The sequence below is a fragment of the Pseudoalteromonas sp. 2CM41L genome, from assembly GCF_023161905.1.
GTDB lineage: Bacteria > Pseudomonadota > Gammaproteobacteria > Enterobacterales > Alteromonadaceae > Pseudoalteromonas > Pseudoalteromonas atlantica.
This window is the reverse complement of the sequence record NZ_JALNTN010000004.1, coordinates 69,125-89,068: the sequence shown is the minus strand read 5'-3', so window position 1 is coordinate 89,068 and position 19,944 is coordinate 69,125. Positions and strand designations below refer to the sequence as shown.

Genomic DNA, 19,944 nt, shown 5'->3' with positions numbered 1-19,944 from the left:
GAGGTGAATAATGAAAACATCTATTTTAATTATCAGTATTTTACTTATGGCGGGTTGCGCATCTAAACCCGACTACCGCCCAGCTAATAATGGCTCACAAGGTTATAGCGAGCAAAAAATTAGTGACGATCAATACCGCGTCGAGTTTAAAAGTGTGTCAAACAACGTAGCCGACGCCGGTGACTATGCATTGTTACGCGCGGCTGAACTTACCCAAGCGCAAGGCTACGACTGGTTTGTTGTAACAAATAAAGAAACCTTTGTTGAGTCTAAATCGCAAGCGCCAGCGTCATCTATTAGTGCATCACACAGCCAGCAATATGAGCGAAACTGCGGTTTATTAACCTGCGAAACACGCGTACGCCCGAGCAATAGCGTAGGCGTACAAGTGAGCAACAATGATAAACGCAAAGAAGTACACACCCTGATTGACATTAAAATGGGTAAAGGTATTAAACCCAGCGACAACAGCTATAGCGCACAAGACTTAATTGAAAACTTAAGCAAAAAAGCACAAAAGTAAGCGCTTTGTAAAAGCACTTAGCTTGCTTAAGCTAAGTGCTTTTTTCGCGGTAAAAATCCAGTAACCAGCATAGTGCCCACAATAACAAATAATGCGCCTAATAACGTATTTGGCCCAATTTGCTCATCTAAAATTAAATGCCCCCAAAAAATGCCAAATAGCGGAATTAAAAACGTGACCGTTAAAGCTGAGGTTGGGCCTATATCGTCAATAAGTTTAAAAAATAAAATATAAGCAAGTGCGGTACACACCACGCCAAGAGCTAATACGCCGAGCATAACGTTGGTACTAGGTACTTCGCGCATTGGCATAAAAAGTATAAGGGGCAGTACTATAAAACTGGCTGCCCACATAGAGCCGTGTGCGTTATCGAACGGGGCAAGCTTAGGGGCATTTTTTGTATAATGGGATGCAATGGCATAACACAGGGAGGCGCATAGCGCTGCTGCAATCGCAATAACTGACTGACTATTTAATACAAAATGATTTTGCCCAACTAAAATTGCCACGCCTATTAAACCCAACAGCAAACCTAACACCATGCTTTTAGTCGGTTTGGTTTTGCTCCAAATTATACCTACCACCGCGCCCCATATGGGCGTTGTAGAATTTAAAATAGATAAAGTAGAGGCGCTAATCGTTTGCGCGGCATAAGCAAACAGTAAAAAGGGTAGGGCGGAGTTAAGTGCGCCAATTATAAAAAAGTGCTTTGTGTGCGCAGTAAACGCCAAGCGGCGTTTTAAGTACAGCGCCACAATAAAGAGGGTGAGTGCGGCAAAGCCAACTCTAAACTCTATTAACACCGCTGGGCCTAAGCTGTTTGCTGCCATTCGCATAAATAAAAATGACGCGCCCCAAATTGCAGCCAGAAAAAATAACCGAAGTAAACTTGCTAAGCTCATGATAGTATTTTAATTATACAAATTAATTTACAGAGTAACAGGCTTTGCATTAACTGTAAGCCAGATTCGGTACTCGCATATAAAAATAATAAAAAAGGAATAGTCATGAGCCGATATTTACTGATCACAGCAATTATGGGAGTGGGTTTATTAAGTGGTTGTGGGTCTACGCCTATTAATTTATACGATGACATAACCATGAAAAAACATGAGTACAATGGCATAAAAGCGTATAAAAAAGGTGATTATAAACAAGCTTTTATGTACCTAAAAGACCCTGCAGCACTTGGCTATAAAAGCGCGCAATACACATTGTCGTTTATGTTTTTAAAAGGGCAGTACTTAACACAATCTACTAACATGGGTATGGGGTGGCTAGGCGTTGCAAAAGAGGCTGGAGTTGAAAGTTGGCAGGCGCAATACAATACCTTTTATAACGCGGCCACTTCGGCGCAACAGCTTAAAATAGACGAAACCGTTGCGTTGTACATAAGCCAATATGGTAGTAAAGCACAAAAAATGACGTGCCGCCGCTCAACAACCCCAAGACGCACGTTTGGCGAGATTAAAATTGATTGTAACAAACACGATGGCACGGTGACTAAATACGAAGTGCAAACAAAAGAGTAATGCTAAGCGGTGGCTTGTTTTTGTTCAAAGTCACTTTTTACAATTTCGAGCGCTTTTAATACATCCTCTGGAGCAACCTCGTGCTGCTCCAAAAGCATAATTAAATCTACTGCCAGTTTTACATGTGTAGGGGCGTTATCAAGTGGGCTGGTCATCTAAATCTTTCTTTTTTGAAATTTGGCTAATAGCAACGTCTATAGCGGTTTGTACGCGCTCTTCCATGTGAATACGTTCACTTTGTGGTAAATAAAAGGCCATATCTACATCGTATCTAATATAACGTGGCGGCAATTGATTAAGTACCGTGCAACAAAAATCGGCCATTACATCTTCACTGTAAACTTTATCTAGTTTACGTTTAATGATTTCTTCAACCACAATTTTTTCGTAAAAGTTATGTATGTCGTCGTGCAGTCGCATCGTGCTAGCGCCTTTTATAGAGTCCGTTTATTTGAGTGTATACTAAGCACTAAAATAAATCGATAGCAGCTTTAAATAGTTGTTTATGAACATTTATTAACGCATTTAAATTACGCTGATAACCGCCACCTAAAGCGCACATAAGTGGGATGTTATGGGCTTTGCAGTAGTTAACAATAAAATGATCGCGTGCATAAACCCCTTCAAGCGATACATTAAATAACCCTAGCTCGTCTTTTTCGTAAATATCAGCCCCTGCGTTATATAAAATAAGGTCGGGGTTATGAATACGCACGCAAAATTCGAGGGCTTGTTTTAACGTTGTTAAGTACTCGGTATCTGATGTGTTGGCAGGTAGGGCGAAGTCGTAATCGGAGTGTTGCTTTAAGCGCGGAAAATTTTGCTCGCAGTGAATAGAGCAAGTAACTATAGCGTTATTATGTTGCGTAATTTGTGCTGTGCCATCGCCTTGGTGTACATCACAATCAAATATTAATACGGTATCGGCTTGGTTTGTATTGATTAAATGCGCGCCAGCCACAGCCAAATCGTTAAAAATACAAAAGCCACTGCCGTAATCGCTATATGCATGATGATAGCCACCACTTAAATTAGCGCAAAAACCATGTTTTAGTGCGTATTCGCTGCCTTGAATACTGGCCCCAACCGAAAGTAGCGTACGCTCTACTAATTTGCGTGAATACGGGAAACCCATTTTTTTAATTGCTTTATTACTGAGTGTGGCGTTTAAAAAATCATTTATGTAATCTTGGCTATGGCACAGTGCAAGCTGCTCGGGCGTTGCTTTGGTTGGTGTACTAAACTGTGTAGCCCCAAAGCCTAAGCGTTCTATTTCTGCTTTTAGCATTTGGTATTTTTGTATAGGAAAACGGTGGCGCTCAGGAAGCGTTAAAGCACTGTAGAGCGGGTGGTAAAAAAGCTGCATTAGCGTAATTGTTGTTTTTCGACTTGTTGAATTTTATCTTCGGTGGCCGAAATAGCTTTCCGGCAACGGCCTAAACGCGCATGCGTGGTTAAAATTTCCATATTAAGTTTTTGTGCTTGCGCTGGGCTGGCTTTTTCCATTTGTAGTTTACGCTCTTCAATCATTAACACTAAGCGTCGTTCAAACTCATGGTTTTGTTTAAGCTCGTCGTATAGCTCGTGCGACGATTGCATTATTTTTTTTACGGCTTGCTTATAAACCGTATTTTTTGGCCTAGGTTTGTACTGGCTTTTGTTTTCTTTTGCCCAGATGGGGGTCGATTTAATAACACTAAATACAGCTTGTACTTGATTACCTATGCGCTCGAGTGCATAAGCATAAGCATGGCGATGATCACTGGGTGGTAAGCTGGTAATTTCGTCTTCAATTTCTGTTACGTAGTCAGTTAAGTTCATGCTTTTAGTACTAAATACGCCGCGGTCAAATAAACTAGGCTGCGCCTGCATATAGCGGTTTTTAGAAAACAATTTAGCTTTATCAAATTGCTCAGCTTGTTGTTTAAGCGTAGCAACTTGTTGGCGTAATTTATCTAACGCGTGGGTTTGCATTTACAAATAAGCCTCGTAAATCAGTTTTAATGCTAGCAGTATAACCATAGTGTTAAAAACAGGGCGAATAAACTTACCGCCAAAGCGAATGGCTGAGTGAGCACCAATCCAAGCACCTAACATAATAAAAAAGCCCATGATAAGGCCTAATAAAAAGTTTACATGACCAAGTGCCACAAAGGTAATAAGCGATATAAAATTAGATACAAAGTTCATTGAGCGGGCTAAACCACAGTTAAGCAGTAAGCTCATTTTATAAAATAAACTATTAGATGCGGTCCAAAAAGTACCGGCGCCTGGGCCTGCTACGCCATCAAAAAAACCTAATGCTAAGCCCTGCAACCACTGCTTTAGTTTAAGTACTGGTGTTACTTTTGGTAAATCATCGCCCTGTGTGGTGCTTAAACTACCAAACAAGCTATAACAGGCCACCATAATAATAATGATAGGCAAAAGCTTATTTAAAAATTCAATACTTAAGTGATCGACTATTAACGTACCAATCACAGCGCCTATGGCTGTAGCAAAAATCGAGTTTGCCCAAAATTTAGGACTAAATAGATTTTTTTTATAATACGTGTAGCTGGCCGTTAATGAGCCAAAGCTTGCCGCAAGCTTGTTGGTGCCAAGCGTTACATGCGGTGGCAAGCCAGCGGTGAGTAGTGCAGGGACTGTTAATAAGCCTCCGCCGCCGGCAATTGCATCAATAAAGCCAGCAGCAAGGGCCGCGGCACATAAAACTGCCAGTGTTGTGGGATCTAAAGCAAGTTCAAACATTAATAATCTATTTGTCTTTTAAAAGGTGGTAAGGTGTCGAGCATGGCTTTGCCGTAGCGCTTGGTAATTAAGCGTCTATCGAGAATAGTTATACGGCCTTCATCGCTCTCTTTTCGCAGCAGTCTACCACAGCTTTGTACCAATTTCTTTGCTGCATCGGGCACCGTAATAGACAAAAATGGATTACCGCCTTTACTTTGTACAAATTCGGCTTGGGCTTCTTCTATTGGTGATGTAGGTACTGCAAACGGTATTTTTGTAATTATTAAATTTTCTAAATATTTACCAGGTAAATCAAGCCCTTCTGAGAGGCTTTGCGTACCAAAAAAAATACTACCTTTACCGCTATCAATATTTTGGGTGTGTTTTTTTAATAATGCCTCGCGCGACATTTCGCCTTGTACTAATAAGTTAAAACCTTTTGTTCTAAGAAACTTAGCCACATGGTCCATTTGCCAGTACGAGGCAAACAATACCAAATTAGCTTTTTTTGTGTTTAAGTACTCTGGCAAGGTTTGCGCTATATGATCACTAAAAGCTTTGTCGGTTGGCTCAATTTTACTTACCGGGATACGCAAGGTTGCTTGTTTAGGGTAATCAAACGGAGAGGGCACTTTAATAAATTTAACGCCTTCTTCTTTTGCTAATCCGCTTTCATAGGCAAAGTGGTCAAACGAACCGAGAGCACTTAAAGTCGCCGAGCATAGTACCGCCCCTGCGCATTCATTCCATAGCTTGTCTTTTAAGTAGTAGCCAACTTCGATAGGGCAATCACTTAATAGGTGATCGTGATGGTTTTTATATTCTAAACGTTTGATCCACCTTGCGTGAGGTGTGCCTTCGCCTTTATTTGCATAGCTATACCACAGCTTATTTAATTGCTCTAAGCGGTTTATATAGTGTCCGCTTTCGGCCAAAACAGGGTCGGCAACATAGGGTTTTATATCGCCATCGCTTACATCTTGAGTGAGGGTATCATGCATTTTATTTAAACAACGCAGTGCATCTAGTGTGGCGTCACTTATATCTTTAGCTTTGTTGTGCAATGATTTTGGTATTTCACCATGCTCAAAACGGTATGTGTCGTCTTTTGAGTATTCAAAGTCGGCGTTATCGAGAATATCACGCACCACTTTTAAGTCTTTATTCGCATCGTTAATGCTATCGCACAATTTGAAATTTTGGCCAATGGCTTTTTGACCCACTAATACCTTAGACATTTTGCCACTAAATTTGGTGAGCTTATCGAGCCAATCAATGGTGCCTTTAATAGTGGCCGCTGCCGATGAAAAGTCGCGGGTAATATGTGCAAGGTGGTGCGCTTCATCTATTACATAAATGGTGTTATCAGGTTCGGGTAAAATTTTACCGCCCCCTAAATCCAAATCTGCCAGTAGCAGTGAATGGTTAATAACAAGCACATCCATTTGCATAAGCTGATTACGAGCAAGCTGAAACGGGCAGGTTTGATGGGCTTTCATTTGGCGTTGGCAAGCGTGTTTATCGCATGCTATTAAGTTCCACACTCTATCGGGTATGGTGTCGGCCCAACTATCTCTGTCGCCTTGCCATTTTTTATTTACATAGGCATCGTAAAGACCTTTTAAGCATTTAGTTTCCATATCACTTAGCGGCGAGGTAAGTGTGGGCATAAACTCCATTTGGGTTTGGCTATCGCCATTAACAGCGTTATGTAATTTATGGGCACATATATAGCGTTGCCTACCTTTTACTAGGTCAAACTTAAAGTCGAGCCCAGAGTGTTTTTTAAAAAAAGGCAGCTCTTTTGCTATTAATTGCTCTTGTAGGGCCACGGTAGCAGTAGATATAACCAGCTTCTTTTTTTGAGCAAGGGCAAGCGGTAACGCGCCCAAACAATAAGCAAGTGATTTACCAGTCCCTGTGCCAGCCTCAATAACACATATTCGCTGTTTTTTATGGTATTCGCCAGCCAGTGTTTTTGCTATTTCGGCAACTAGGTAGTTTTGGCTACTGCGTGGGCGGTAATCAGTAAGGTTACTAGCCACATGCTGATGTACTTGCCTAATTGTTTTTTTTAGTTGGTCAGAAAGCATGGGGAGATAAACCTAAAATATGTATATAATTACAGTGTATGGATTTTAGAGTTATAACCGTGTAACTACAAGCAAGGATGAAATTAATTTAGTAATTTCATCAGCGGCTCTAGATAAGGCCTGTAATTTTCCCACTCCTTTAATGCGGAGGTATAAATAGGCTGCCTTACTTGTTCTGAGCTCGGAGTTAAGACAGGGCGTTTAGTAGCATGAAAAGAATAACAACTTTGTTCTATTTCTATAGCGCAAAATTCAGTGATTTTTTTAAGTGCGGAATCGAAACCTTCGACAACCTGTTCATATTCAAGCGTTAAAATATGGTTTGGATATAACTGCTTCCAATGATCCATAAGTTGGTAATATTTCTTTATATACGTCGCTAAATTTTCAAAACTATATGTATATGCATGCCCTTCTGAAAATATATGTTTATAAAGACTCCAAGCTGTTGCTCTATTATCGCGTCTAACGTCGATTATTTTAGCGTTAGGAAATAAAGACATAATTAACCCAATATGCTGATAGTTAGCAGGTAGCTTATCAACAAAAATCGGCTTATTAGTTCTCAAAGGCTCAATAAATTTTAGGTAACGGGCTGATAGTTTGGAAAGCTTTTGCTGTGAAAGGCTATCTAGGCCATATGGAACTTGTGACTTGTTTTGTTGCTCTAAAAAGCTCGCTATAGATATTATTTCTGTTAATTCATAGCTGGTATCAACTTTAGAGTGGCTAGCAAGAATTTGCTCTACTAAAGTTGAGCCACTTCTGGGCATGCCCACGACAAAGACTAATTGTATAGAAGAAGGTTTTACTCTGGGCAAACTGTTTATTAAGTCTTTAGTCAAAAACTTAATACAGCGATAGTCAAATTCACTTTGAGTATATTTGATGTGGTTATTTTTTATTTTATTGCCTGCAGCATAGTGCTTATAAGCAGTGTAAAAGTTGTTTTGCTGCTCGTGGGCTTTTCCCAAAGCAAATTGACCCAGTGCTTTTTTATTTTGGTTTGTTAAGTTACAAATCGAGGCTTGTAAATTTTTTATTTCGCTTTCACTGAATTTATAGGTTTTAAGATTTGCTAGATTCCAGTATGCCTCAGTATTCGTTTTATCTTTTTCGAGAGCTTTTTTATATAACTGCACCGCAGTGGTTGGCTCGCCAATAATTTTTCTTATATTGCCCATTCTTAATAGGCAAGTAGAGGGGTGAAAACTCTTCCTTTCTAAATCAGCGTATAAATTAAATGCTAAATCAAAATTCATTTGTTTTACATGGCATGCAGCTAATAAACTGATAATATGGTTGGGGAGTGTTTTGTTGTCTTTTTTATTAGCTAATTCTATGAATTCATTAAAATGTTTAGTGTGAAAAAGTGCTTCAAAATAACAGTTAACAACAGCAGGTGAGCTCGGGTTACAATGGTAATTGTATTGAGAAACGTTAAGGTAAGTATGCATGTCAGCTGCTTTAAACGCTGCTTTACTAAGCAGCAAAAGGCATCGTTTTTCGTTTGGTACTAATTTTAACAATTTCTGGATTTTTAGCTGAGTATTATGAAAGTCTCCGAGTAACAAATCCTTCTTAGCGCAAGATAATTGCTCGTTAAACCATGCTATCATTTCAAATTGGTCATAGGCTGCGGTTTGTTTTTTTAATTCACCAATTTCTTTATAGCATTTTGATAAATGGAGCCAAGCTTGCTCTATCTCTGGATATTGAGACGTTATTTTAACTAACTCAGAGATGGCTAGTTTATATTTTTTTGTACTGATCAAAGCTAATGCTTCTTTTAGAATCGGCTCGTTTATCATTTTTACTCATTTTTTATTGATTAAACTTACATTTTAAAAGCTTACTGTAAAAGCTCATAAAGGTTCCATTTTGTATTTAACATCAGGTTTTTTACTATCAGCTAAGGCTAATGATACCGCACAAGGTGTGCAATATGAAATTTGGTTAAGTACTAAACATGGTCCGGTTAAAAGCGTTTCTTCAACGCAACCAGTTCTTTTTTTTATAAAAAGTACGGATGCAAATACAGTAAATGCTATTTTAGCTGCTGAGTCTATTCTTCATGAAATAAAACCGCTTAAATTAAAAAACTTTCAGCAGCAAGATATGTGTGGCTGTTACTTTTACTCACTCAAACACTTTTATAGCGCGAGCAAAGCGTTAAAAAGTCGCGGTATTACACTTTATGAAGATGATATAAGGCCCATTGAGCGCTATTTAATGGAGCGCTTTATTAAAGGCGGAGCGTGGATCACGGGTAAACGAGTGGATCATGCACATTACACTGAAATTTTAGATGCTAAATTAAAAACCAATGCCGAATATACGCCTGTGCTTTCTAAGTTGTCACTTGATATAGAGTGCAATGAAAGTGGGGTGTTGTTTTCTATTGGCTTGGTAGGCTGTGGTTTAGATTGCGTAATAATGATTGGAGAGCCTGAGCATCACGACCCAGTGATTGGTTATACTATTATATGGTGCGCAGACGAGGTTGTACTATTACAGCAACTTGTAACACTTATTAAGCATTGCGACCCAGATATTATTATTGGGTGGAATGTTATTGAGTTTGATTTTGCAGTTATATATGAGCGCTCTGTGGCACTTGGAGTAAAACTATTACTAGGAAGAGGAAACCTTCCTTTATATGTTCGAAAAGGCCATTTTACACGGGTTTCTATTCCCGGGCGCTGTGTAATTGATGGCATTGATACTCTAAAAAATGCCACTTATAGTTTTGAAACTTTTTCACTTGCTAATGTAGCTAAAGAAATTTTAGGCGAGTCTAAATTAATTGAATCTAGTAACAGCTTACAAGAAATTATTCGTCAATTTAATGAAGATAAAATCGCGCTTGCTAACTACAATCGCCAAGACTGCATACTCGTTAATAAAATCTTCGATAAGCTAAAACTTCTCGATTTTGCTGTTATTCGCACACAATTAACAGGCCTTGAGCTGGAAAAACGCGGCGGCTCAGTGGCGGCTTTTGTAAACATGTATTTGCCTTTATTACATCGCAGCGGTTATGTAGCACCTAATATGGGCGACCATGGGCTGACGTTTGAAAGCCCAGGTGGTTATGTTATGGAGTCGGTACCGGGGCTGTATAAAAATGTCATCGTGCTTGATTTTAAAAGCCTGTACCCCAGTATTATGCAAACCTTTTATATAGACCCGCTTGGACTAATAGAAGGGATTGAAAACCCTGAAAATAGTATTGAAGGTTTTAATAACGCATTATTTTCAAGAGAGCAGCACCATTTACCAGCGCTTATAAAAAGCCTAGCGCTACAGCGCCAAAGAGCAAAAGATAATCACGATTTAATGCTATCTCAAGCGATTAAAATAATAATGAACAGTTTATATGGTGTATTAGGCTCACAAGGCTGTCGCTTTTATGACCCTCGACTCTCAAGCTCTATAACTTTGCGTGGCCATGAGATAATGCTGCAAACTAAAAAGTGGATTGAAGAGCAAGGTTATAGTGTTATTTACGGAGATACCGATTCGACCTTTGTAAAACTAACGGATGATTTAAGTGTTGAGGCGTGTAATAAAATAGGTAAACAGCTAGCTAAACACATAAACACGTTGTGGCAGCAAAACATACACGCTAAACATAATTTAACTAGCCATTTAGAAATAGAGTTTGAATCGCTTTATAGCCCCTTCTTTTTACCCACCATAAGAGGTAAAAGCGTGGGGTCTAAAAAACGCTATGTGGGGCAGTTAATAAAGCCGGATGAATCAAAATTGGTTTTTAAAGGCTTAGAAACCGTAAGAAGTGACTGGACTAAACTGGCTCAACAGTTTCAATTTGATTTATTTACCCTCCTTTTTGAGCAACCAGAGCAAATTAATGACCTTGTAAATGATTACATTAGTAAACTTTTACGTGGCGAATTTGATCATTTGCTGGTTTTTAAAAAACGTTTAGGTCAAAACTTAACCGACTATCAAAAAAATATCCCTCCCCATGTACAAGCAGTAAAAAAGTTTCAGAAACAAAATAGTGAATTTACGCTAAAAAGAGGTGAATTTGTTACATTTGTTTACACAACGCACGGTGTTGAGCTGTATCAAGGGCTGCATAGCTACGACTATCAAATGTATTTAGATAAACAGATTATGCCGCTTATAGGGATGGTTTCGTTTGTTTGTAATATTGAAGTATCAGAAATGTTTCCTAGTCAGTTATCTCTAATTTGATTATACCAAATTCCTGCCTAAAAAGTCTGGCCATCTATTTGATGTTATAACATTTACTTTAAAAGATTGTTTTGTACCTACTTTGTTTACATTTGAAATTTAATTTTAAAAAATCATTAACATTAGTTGGCTTTTAAATTGTTTTTGTTTAGTATTTGTATCAGTTACGGTTAACATGCTGTAACAATAATAAATAATTAAATAATAAGTCGCTTCTAACAAGTGGTGACCCAGGGAGAATCAAATGTTAAATAATCAAGTTACAAAAGCAGTGCGCTTAGCCATTGCTTTTGGTGCAGCGTCTACTGCTGCTTTCTCTGCAAGTTCATTTGCCGCAGAAGAAGAGTCAGCTGAAAAAGTTGAACGAATCGAAGTTACTGGTTCACGTATCAAGCGTACTGATATGGAAACAGCTAGCCCAGTACAAATTACAACAGCAGAAGAAATTGCAGTTTCAGGCTTTACACGTGTTGAAGACATGTTAAACAGCTTACCTCAACTAGAGGCTTCTTCTACTGCTTTCCAATCTAATGGCGCTACAGGTACAGCAACATTAGACTTACGTGGTATGGGATCGCAACGTACTCTAGTTTTAATCAATGGCCGTCGCGCACAAGCAGGTGGTATTTACACTCAATCGGCTGATGTTAACCAAATTCCAGCCTCTCTAATACAGCGCGTAGAAGTATTAACTGGTGGTGGTTCATCTACTTACGGTGCTGATGCAGTAGCCGGTGTTGTTAACTTCGTAATGGACGACAAATTTGAAGGTTTTGCTGTTGATGTAGGTGCTACGGCTTACCAACATGATAACGACAACGACTACATCCAAGGCCTAATGGATGACAAAGATTTTGATTACCCAACGGGTAGCTCTGGCCTTGATGGTTCATCTTTTGATTTTAGTGCTACTTTAGGTGGTTCTTTCGACGGTGGTAAGGGTCACGCTGTAGGCTACATTACTTATAATAAGCAAAACGAACTTCGCCAAGGCGCTCGTGATTACTCATCATGTGCTCTAAATGCGGCTGGTACGTCATGTGGTGGTTCAGGTAATGCTGTTGTTCCAAATTTCTACGTATCTTCACCAACTGCTGATGGTGCTTTTGATTGGTCTGATTACGACTACTGGACGCTTGACGGTACTGGTGGTTTTGAAGATTCAGTAGGTAACTTATATAACTATGCTCCAATAAACCACTTTATGCGTCCTGATGAACGCCATACGTTTGGTTTATTTGCTGATTATGAAATTAATGATAACTTTCACCCATACGTAGAAGCTATGTTCATGCGTGACCGTACTACAGCACAAATCGCTGAATCAGGTACGTTCTTTAATGAAAACTATAATATTGACTTCGACAGCCCACTTTTAACTGACCAACAGCGTCAAGACTTAACTGACCGCTTTGGTTTAACGTCGGGTGATCAATTTGCTACATACATCGGTAAACGTAACGTTGAAGGTGGTGCTCGTGCAGACCAATTAGAACATAACTCGTTCCGCTTAGTACTTGGTACAGAAGGCGAGATCAACGATATGTGGTCATATGATGCATTTGTTCAATATGGTTCAACGTCTTCTTCTTCAGCTTACATTAATGACTTCTTTGGTCCACGTATAGCCACAGCTCTATCTGCAAATGGTGAAGATTGTGCAACTAGCGATGGTTGTATACCTTATGAAGTATTTGAGTTTGAAGGTATTACATCAGAAGCGGCCGGTTCTTTAACAGGTACAGCTATTCTTAACGGTGTAACAGAGCAATTTATTGTTGGTGGTTATGTAACTGGTGAATTTGACTTTGGCCTTCCTAGTTCAGATTACCCAATTGCAGCAGTATTTGGTACAGAGTACCGTGAAGAAACATTTAGCCGTACAGCTGATGAAGTATACGCACAAGGTTTATTACTAGGCCAAGGTGGTACTACTAAAAGCTTGAATGGTGAATACGATCTAACTGAGTTCTACACAGAAGTTAGCTTACCTATTCTTGAAGATGCACCTTTTGCTAAGAGCATTGCTGTTGATTTAGGTTACCGCTGGTCTGATTACAGTACTTCTGGTGCTGAGCCTACTTATAAACTAGCGCTTGATTGGAATGTTACGGACGATTGGAAAATCCGTACAAGCTATAACCGCGCAGTTCGTGCCGCAAATAATGGTGAATTATTTGCTAACCAAAGCACAGGCTTATGGGGCGGTACAGATCCTTGTGCTACTGATACTCCTTCATTATCTGCTGCACAGTGTGCTAATACAGGTGTTTCTGCATCTCAGTACGGTAATGTTTCTGCGAGCCCAGCATCTCAGTACAATGGTTTCTTCGGTGGTAACCCTGACTTAGACCCTGAAATTGCAGATACAATAACGTTTGGTATTGTTGCTAACCCATTTGAAGGGTTCAACTTCTCAATTGATTACTGGGATATTGAACTTGAAGATGCGATTGGTGCTATCAATCCTGAAGAGATTGTAACTAACTGTGCACTTACTGGTGATGCTGTTTTTTGTGATAACGTACAAAGAACATCTGGTAGCGGTAGCTTATGGATTGGTGATGGCCAAGTTGTAGCAACTAACGTTAACCTTGGTAAATTACATTGGGAAGGTATCGATTTAAGTGCAAACTATGACTTTGAAGTAGCCGGTGGCATGTTAAAAGCTAACCTAATTGGTACTTACATGCTTAGTAAAGAGTACGATAATATTCCAGGTGTAAGTGAAGCATATGACTGTGTAGGTACTCTTGATAACAGCTGTTTTGCTCAACCTGAATGGCGTCATGTTTTAACTCTTAGCTACGACATGGATACTTACTGGCGTGCGACTGCTAAATGGCGCTACTTCGGTGAAGTAAGCGATTACAGCGGTGATGATACGCTTGCTCAAGGCGGTATAAGCTCACAAAGCTACCTTGACCTTAAAGCTAGCTTCACTATTAATGAATACACTTCATTATTAGTAGGTGTTAATAACGTTTTAGATAAAGAGCCACCTCTTTTAGGCGGTAGTTTATCAACAAATGCTAACGCTATTGCTGGTTACTACGACACGCTGGGTCGTTATTTCCATACAACTGTATCATTTAAATTCTAATTATTTGTGATATAAATAAAGCGAGCTTAGGCTCGCTTTTTTTTATGGAGAAATTTAAGAATGACGCAAGTTAGCGTATCGCAAGCTTTAAAGGAGCTAAACAGTGGTCAAATCAATAAAGGAAAAACAACACTTAATATATTAGCTGCTAATCAAAATACTGCAGAGCAGGCCCTTATTCTATTATTCAAGGTTTCAATGAGTGAAAAAAACCTTAATGAGGCTAAGTTAATTAGTGAAAGGTTAGTTTCGATTGTTCCAAACAAATTTGATTACATCAATACATTAGTTCAATTGTATTTGTCGAGCGGTGATTCTGATACTGCAATCAGCAAATTAAAAGCATTTATAAGCCAAAACTCTAATCACGCGCATGCTCATTTCTTGCTTGGTAGCTTAGCTCGAAAGTTAGGTAATGGATTTTTAGCTAAGCAGCACCTTTTAAGTGCGCAAGAAAATCAATTTCCCGATATTTATTTGGTAAAATTAGAGATAGCGTTAGTTTATTCTGATTTGTTAAATGATCATAAAAGCGCAATATATTGCTTAGAAGAAGCAATAGAAATTAAAAAAAACAATGTAAATGCTTATTTTAATTTAGCTAATATCTATGAGCAAATGGGCAATAAAAGCAAAAGCTTAGAGCTATTCCAGCAAGTGCTAGTTATAAACCCTAAGCATGGCTTAGCGCATGCTAGGCTTTCTGACATAGTTACATTTAACCCTGCTTTGGCGCTAGAATATGAGCAAGTGAGCCTAAAAATTATTAAGCAAGAAAAAGATAATTCGATAGTGGCTGATTTATATTATGCCCTTGGTAAAGTATTTAATGATATTGCTGATTATAAAAAAGCTTGGGAGTATTATTTTAGTGCAAATAGAGTTAATCGTTCATATATACCGAAATACAATAAATATGAGATTGAAAAACTAACCAAATTAACTTTAGAACGAAAGGAGAAGCCAGTCACTAGCAATGAAAATAGTGAGTTAACACCAATCATAATTTGTGGCATGTTCCGCTCTGGTTCTACTTTAATTGAGCAAATACTTGCTGCATCTGATTATATTAGTGCTGGTGGCGAAATTGACTATATTCACAAAAATTTATTTAACTTAATTGCTAATCCAATTAAGCTCGAAAATACAGCCAGTACAATAGAGTTTAAAGAGGGCTATAACCGTGAGTTAGCGCTTAGAGCTAATAAGAGGGCATTCGTTACAGATAAAAGGCCTGAAAACTACCTCTATATTGACCAAATCAAACGTATTTATCCTAACGCTAAGATTATATGGACGGAGCGTGATATTCGAGATAATAGTTTGTCGGCATATTTTCAACATTTAGGGCCTAGCTTAAATTATGCTACTAATCTTAGCCATACACTACATTACTATACAGCGCAGCAAAAAGTTAAAAGCCATTGGTTAAAAATATATACCAATGATATTTTTACGGTAAACTATGATGAATTAGTTTCAAATCCTGAAAAAGTTCTTATACCCTTGTTTGATTTTTTAGGTATTGAATATAAAGATGAAAACAGCACATTCCATGAGAAAAGAAATATTGTAAGTACAGCGAGTGTGTGGCAAGTTAGAAAGCCCCTCTATACTTCTTCATCTGGTAGATATAAAAACTTTAGTGAGTACATTAAGCAAAATATATCTGAAAAGGAGTTTGAAGCGTTTTATAACTTGTCGCTTTAATACTTATTTACAATTTACAGCTCTCAGTAGAGAGCTGATATAATCTAATTCTGCGTTGGCAAATCTTTCATCTCCACCGAGGCTCTGCTTTTTCTCTATTAACTTCGAGGCTTATAAAGCTTGCTTAGAACAGTCGAACAAAATTGCGTTTGAGACTCTATTTTCTCTGAAAAAAACTTGCTAAATAGCTCCCATTAACAGCACCAGCACATTGCACAGCACTATGGGAAGTCCACTGAATTAGCTTTTCAATCATGGCAATATTATATAAGTTTAACCAATAGGCGCGCTGTTCATCTAGGCTGAGATCGTTCAGAGAGCCTTGAACTGGGACATTTTCTAGACTTAAACGAATTTTTTAAACCCACTTTTAAGACCTGTTTCTATAACCTCTTCAAAATAAAAGCGAGTGGCTTCTAATGCTGTACGCTTATTTCTAGTTGATCTTATTCTTGTACCTATAGACTCCATTGACTTTAAAGCCGTTCTGTCCGACATCCATCTACAACTGTTAAGTCGAGGTGCTGGTTAAATCAGTATAATAAACCTTTATATCCCTATTTAAGCTCAAGTCAGAAAACTCTTCTGGAAGTATAAAGCCATCAGCTAATACTGGATTTTAATCTAAAGTATAGGCATAACATCGCATGGAACAGTTAAACGTGGTTGTGTACTTTTTAAAGGATATGTACCGTGCCATATATAGCTAGGAAATATAATCATTTGACCTGTTTTAGGGCAAATACTTCGCGCTATCTCTTCTCTTTCTTTAAGGTTTAAACACGTTTCCCCTAGTTTTAACCAGCCACTTTTATTAGTGTCATTTTCATTTAATTCCTTGGGGAGAGAAATATAACTTGGTGCCGATAACCAGCCAGCAGGGTGTATATGGTTTGCATGAAACCCTTTGTTACCTAACTTGACTGACCAACTTCCATTCACTTTAAATGCATTATTATTTCTTGAACACAGAGGGTGCTTTTGGTCTTTTGGCAGATTAGCTAAATAGCTTGTTATGCAATTATTCATAGAATGCTTAAAGTCGCTTATTAGCTTGTTACTTCTAAATAAGAGGTGCCCCTCTGTTTGGGTACCACTTCTTACACTTTGATCAATCAATTGTGTACTGTGTGCGTGTAAATTGAGTAATAGGTCAGTTAAATTTTCTAAAAATTGTCCGCTAGTGCTATACCCTTTTGGTTTTTGAAGCTCAAAAACTTTTACGTATTGATCGTAATTCGTCAGCCAATAATATTTATCGTTAGCAGATAAGCGCCAAGCTGTGCTTAAGTAAGCCCAAACTTCTTGATTAAAGTAATCGTATTTTAAAGCACTTTCTAATTGTCTAATTGCTTCTATGTAGTCTCCATTTAATATAAGGTAGTGTGCTAAATCTATTCGGTACCTGCTTTCATGAGGTGCTTTTTCTACTAATTGATTCAATAAGTTAAAAGCTTTTTCGTGGTCATTAAGTTTTCCTAATACCACGCTATGCGCATGAACTATTGTATGATCATTCGGAAATAGTTTTAATGCATTAGTTGAAACATCCAAGGCCGACCCATAGTTATTTGACTTTATAAGCTGCGATATAAAAGAATGTTCAATTACAGGGTGAGGTTCGTATTTCTGCTTTACTAATTCATAGCTATTTAAAAACAACTTTTTATTTTTCGTTGAGTGATAAAGCCTATTAAGGCTTTCATGTGCAGGAACATAATAAGGCGCAATTGCTAAGCATTTATTTAAATAGCGTTCACACTGTTGGGTATTATTTAAATCTTTATAAATACAGCCTATTAAAAATAATATTTCTGGTGTGGTACTTTCCTTTTTTTCTATATTTAGTAGTAAACCTAAAGCCTCATTAAAGCGTCCCATACTCCTTAAATTACAGGCTCTTTTATAGCTTATATAAAAGTTATTTTGTTGTGCTTCAGGTAGCATATTAATAATATTCTCAATTATATCTAACTCACCTAACGCCTCATGTAGCTCTATTTTCAACCATATAAACCTAAACTCTAAATTAGTTGGTGTACTTATTAATTTCACTAATCTTTTAGCTTCAAGTAAGTGATTTAATTTTATTAATGCTTCTAGTTTATTTAAGGAGAGCTTAGCTGAAACAGTTGTCACTGTTGTGTTTAGTAGATTTAAACAACCCATAAAATCGCCCAACTTACAAAGTAGTCCGGTATAGTTTTCTAGTAATGAAATATTTGTTGGGTTGTTTTTTAGTGCGCATTGGTATATTTCAATGGCTTTATCATTTTTATCCAAAGCAGTTAAACTAGCTGCTTTTAGTAAATGGGCGTCTAGATGTGAAAGCTTAAACTCATCAATTATATCAAGAGATTTTTGGAAGTTTTTTGTATTGTACGCAGTAAGAGCAGCTTTAAAGTTCTGCATATAAATTACACCCTGTTTATTTTTATATTAACAGGATGTAAAATACATTTGAATTTTAATTTTCGTTTTTATCAGTTGATAAGTCCTTAATATTGACTGTACCCGAATTCTGCTCATTTTTTAGTTTTAATGCTTTTAATTTTTCAATTTGATCAGCAGAAAACCGACCAAAATCCATTGTTTTATTGGTAATTGAGTCAGAAATAAAGTTGAGGTTTACAGCTCCAACACCAGAGCCACTTCCATCGGCGCCCTTTGGATAAGCAGAGTTACTTACTACCGCATTAAGCATAGCTGCGTTATTAGTGGCTGAAGAGCCACCAATAACTCTCTCAGTTCCAAATATATCTGTAATGCTCCAATCTTCAATTTTAAACCTAATCGACTTAGCATTTTTTACGTCGTATCGCATACTAGTATCTACATATTTTTCTAGGTGGTAATGCAGATCAGTCTCGAAATTTTCAAATAAAGGTTTTGTTTGCTCGAAATATTTTGAAACGTAAAGTCTATTTTTTTTCCCAATGTATAAACCTCTATTGGAATTAACAAATTCGTCACCATTATCTTCAAGCTGATGAAATACCTTTTTGCCGGAGTATGCTTCGGCTCTTAAATTAGGACTGCCAATATTACCCTGGTAAAAGCCATACATAACAATAGGCTTATTAGTGAATTTTTTAAAAACTATTTTTTGAATATCATTTAGAGACAATGCATGTCCTGAGACAGATAAAAACTTTTCTTCTAAAATGCTATTTTTACCAAAGAGTAACTTTTCAGTGTCTCTAACGGGGTAGTGCTTGAGTAGTTGTTCAACTACTGCGGTGTTGTAAAGGTTTAGCCAATAAGCCAACTGTTCATTTAGTGATAAGTCATTTAAAGCTATCTCATTGGGTAAGCTTTCTAGGCTTATACGTATTTTATTAAATCCTTCACTTATTTCAGACTTACTAACTTCTTCAAAGAAAAACCTGTTAGCTTCGTTTTTTGTATTTTTCTTTCTTGACGAACGCATTTTTGTGCCAATCAACGCTTGCGATTTAGACGCTTTTTTTCTATCCGAACGGCCAGTATCTAAAACGGTCAATTTTAGAAGTTGGTCCAAATCGTCGTAAGAGACGGTAATATCATTATTGATACTAAAATCAGCAAACTCCTTAGGTAAGCCTTCAACACCTGCAAAAGCAAAACCGCTAGTGGTAAGGCAAAGTAGTAATAGCCATTTATACATTTTTATTTTCCTTTCTAATTAGATTAATTATTCAAAGTACAAATTTCACTCTAAATACAATTTATACACTTAATGCAAACAAGGTGAAACTAATTGTTAACCAAGGTTGGTTTTATCGTTGGTTTTTGTTGGTTTGCCGTAGTGTTTTTTAAGTTTATGCGAGAAGTCTGAATTCAACAATAATGTATATTTCGCAATAGTGATAAAATCGGTACATGTAAACAGGATGAAAACGCAAGCTTTTGTAAATAAAAGGTATTTTTGGTTATCGCTTTGTTGACCTTGTGCTTGAAATGATATTAATATTTGCGAACTGGTTAATTTTAAGTATTAGCTAGGTGTATAAAAATAAACTATTAGAAGTATTCAGGGAGAATCAC

The 19,944-nt window shown here is 37.6% G+C and carries 15 protein-coding genes; 5 read left to right on the top strand and 10 right to left on the bottom strand.

The window, feature by feature from the left end; all coding sequences use genetic code 11:
- The first annotated feature begins 10 nt into the window (after positions 1-10).
- Positions 11-523, top strand: a complete 513-nt coding sequence (locus tag MTF64_RS07205; RefSeq protein ID WP_248451014.1) for a hypothetical protein — start codon at positions 11-13, stop codon at positions 521-523.
- A 26-nt stretch (positions 524-549) separates the two neighbouring features.
- Here MTF64_RS07205 and MTF64_RS07200 read toward each other — a convergent pair whose 3' ends face one another.
- Positions 550-1,425 carry a DMT family transporter gene (locus MTF64_RS07200; protein WP_248451013.1) on the bottom strand — a complete coding sequence of 292 codons (876 nt, stop codon included), beginning with the start codon at positions 1,423-1,425 and terminating at the stop codon, positions 550-552.
- A 105-nt stretch (positions 1,426-1,530) separates the two neighbouring features.
- On the opposite strand from MTF64_RS07200, the gene MTF64_RS07195 reads away from it, so the two are divergent.
- On the top strand, positions 1,531-2,055 hold the full coding sequence (locus MTF64_RS07195) for a hypothetical protein (RefSeq protein WP_024033714.1): 525 nt from the start codon (positions 1,531-1,533) through the stop codon (positions 2,053-2,055).
- Positions 2,056-2,057: 2 nt separating this feature from the next.
- Here MTF64_RS07195 and rsmS read toward each other — a convergent pair whose 3' ends face one another.
- From rsmS to MTF64_RS07160, 7 genes are all read right to left on the bottom strand, one after another.
- Positions 2,058-2,210, bottom strand: coding sequence for a pleiotropic regulatory protein RsmS (rsmS, locus tag MTF64_RS07190; protein ID WP_024033713.1), 153 nt, complete (start codon positions 2,208-2,210; stop codon positions 2,058-2,060).
- Entirely contained in the window at positions 2,194-2,475 is a 282-nt protein-coding gene (locus tag MTF64_RS07185) for a late competence development ComFB family protein (protein WP_004585951.1), read from the bottom strand. The genes rsmS and MTF64_RS07185 overlap by 17 nt, the downstream gene beginning before the upstream one ends.
- A 49-nt stretch (positions 2,476-2,524) precedes the next feature.
- Positions 2,525-3,421, bottom strand: coding sequence for a histone deacetylase (locus MTF64_RS07180; RefSeq protein ID WP_248451012.1), 897 nt, complete (start codon positions 3,419-3,421; stop codon positions 2,525-2,527).
- Complete coding sequence (locus tag MTF64_RS07175; RefSeq protein ID WP_004585953.1) at positions 3,421-4,029, bottom strand: primosomal replication protein; 609 nt, start codon at positions 4,027-4,029, stop codon at positions 3,421-3,423. Before MTF64_RS07175 ends, MTF64_RS07180 begins: the two co-directional genes overlap by 1 nt.
- Complete coding sequence (locus MTF64_RS07170; protein ID WP_096739873.1) at positions 4,030-4,806, bottom strand: TSUP family transporter; 777 nt, start codon at positions 4,804-4,806, stop codon at positions 4,030-4,032.
- Positions 4,806-6,881 (bottom strand): ATP-dependent DNA helicase DinG, encoded by a 2,076-nt coding sequence (gene dinG / locus MTF64_RS07165; protein WP_248451011.1) that lies wholly within the window; start codon positions 6,879-6,881, stop codon positions 4,806-4,808. The genes MTF64_RS07170 and dinG overlap by 1 nt, the downstream gene beginning before the upstream one ends.
- 83 nt (positions 6,882-6,964) lie before the next feature.
- Complete coding sequence (locus MTF64_RS07160) at positions 6,965-8,692, bottom strand: sulfotransferase (protein ID WP_248451010.1); 1,728 nt, start codon at positions 8,690-8,692, stop codon at positions 6,965-6,967.
- Between the two features lie 70 nt (positions 8,693-8,762).
- On the opposite strand from MTF64_RS07160, the gene MTF64_RS07155 reads away from it, so the two are divergent.
- The 3 genes from MTF64_RS07155 to MTF64_RS07145 all read left to right on the top strand — a co-directional run bounded on the left by MTF64_RS07155 (position 8,763) and on the right by MTF64_RS07145 (position 15,918).
- Positions 8,763-11,105, top strand: coding sequence for a DNA polymerase II (locus MTF64_RS07155; protein WP_248451009.1), 2,343 nt, complete (start codon positions 8,763-8,765; stop codon positions 11,103-11,105).
- 244 nt (positions 11,106-11,349) lie between these two features.
- On the top strand, positions 11,350-14,208 hold the full coding sequence (locus MTF64_RS07150) for a TonB-dependent receptor (protein ID WP_248451008.1): 2,859 nt from the start codon (positions 11,350-11,352) through the stop codon (positions 14,206-14,208).
- A gap of 60 nt (positions 14,209-14,268) precedes the next feature.
- Positions 14,269-15,918, top strand: a complete 1,650-nt coding sequence (locus MTF64_RS07145; RefSeq protein ID WP_248451007.1) for a tetratricopeptide repeat-containing sulfotransferase family protein — start codon at positions 14,269-14,271, stop codon at positions 15,916-15,918.
- A 624-nt stretch (positions 15,919-16,542) separates the two neighbouring features.
- Here the strand turns inward: MTF64_RS07145 and MTF64_RS07140 are convergent.
- Together MTF64_RS07140 and MTF64_RS07135 are read right to left on the bottom strand one after the other, a co-directional pair.
- Positions 16,543-18,330 carry a putative 2OG-Fe(II) oxygenase gene (locus MTF64_RS07140; RefSeq protein WP_248451006.1) on the bottom strand — a complete coding sequence of 596 codons (1,788 nt, stop codon included), beginning with the start codon at positions 18,328-18,330 and terminating at the stop codon, positions 16,543-16,545.
- A gap of 55 nt (positions 18,331-18,385) precedes the next feature.
- A complete protein-coding gene (locus MTF64_RS07135) occupies positions 18,386-19,564 on the bottom strand; it encodes a DUF547 domain-containing protein (protein ID WP_248451005.1) in 1,179 nt (392 codons plus the stop codon).
- Positions 19,565-19,944 lie beyond the last annotated feature (380 nt).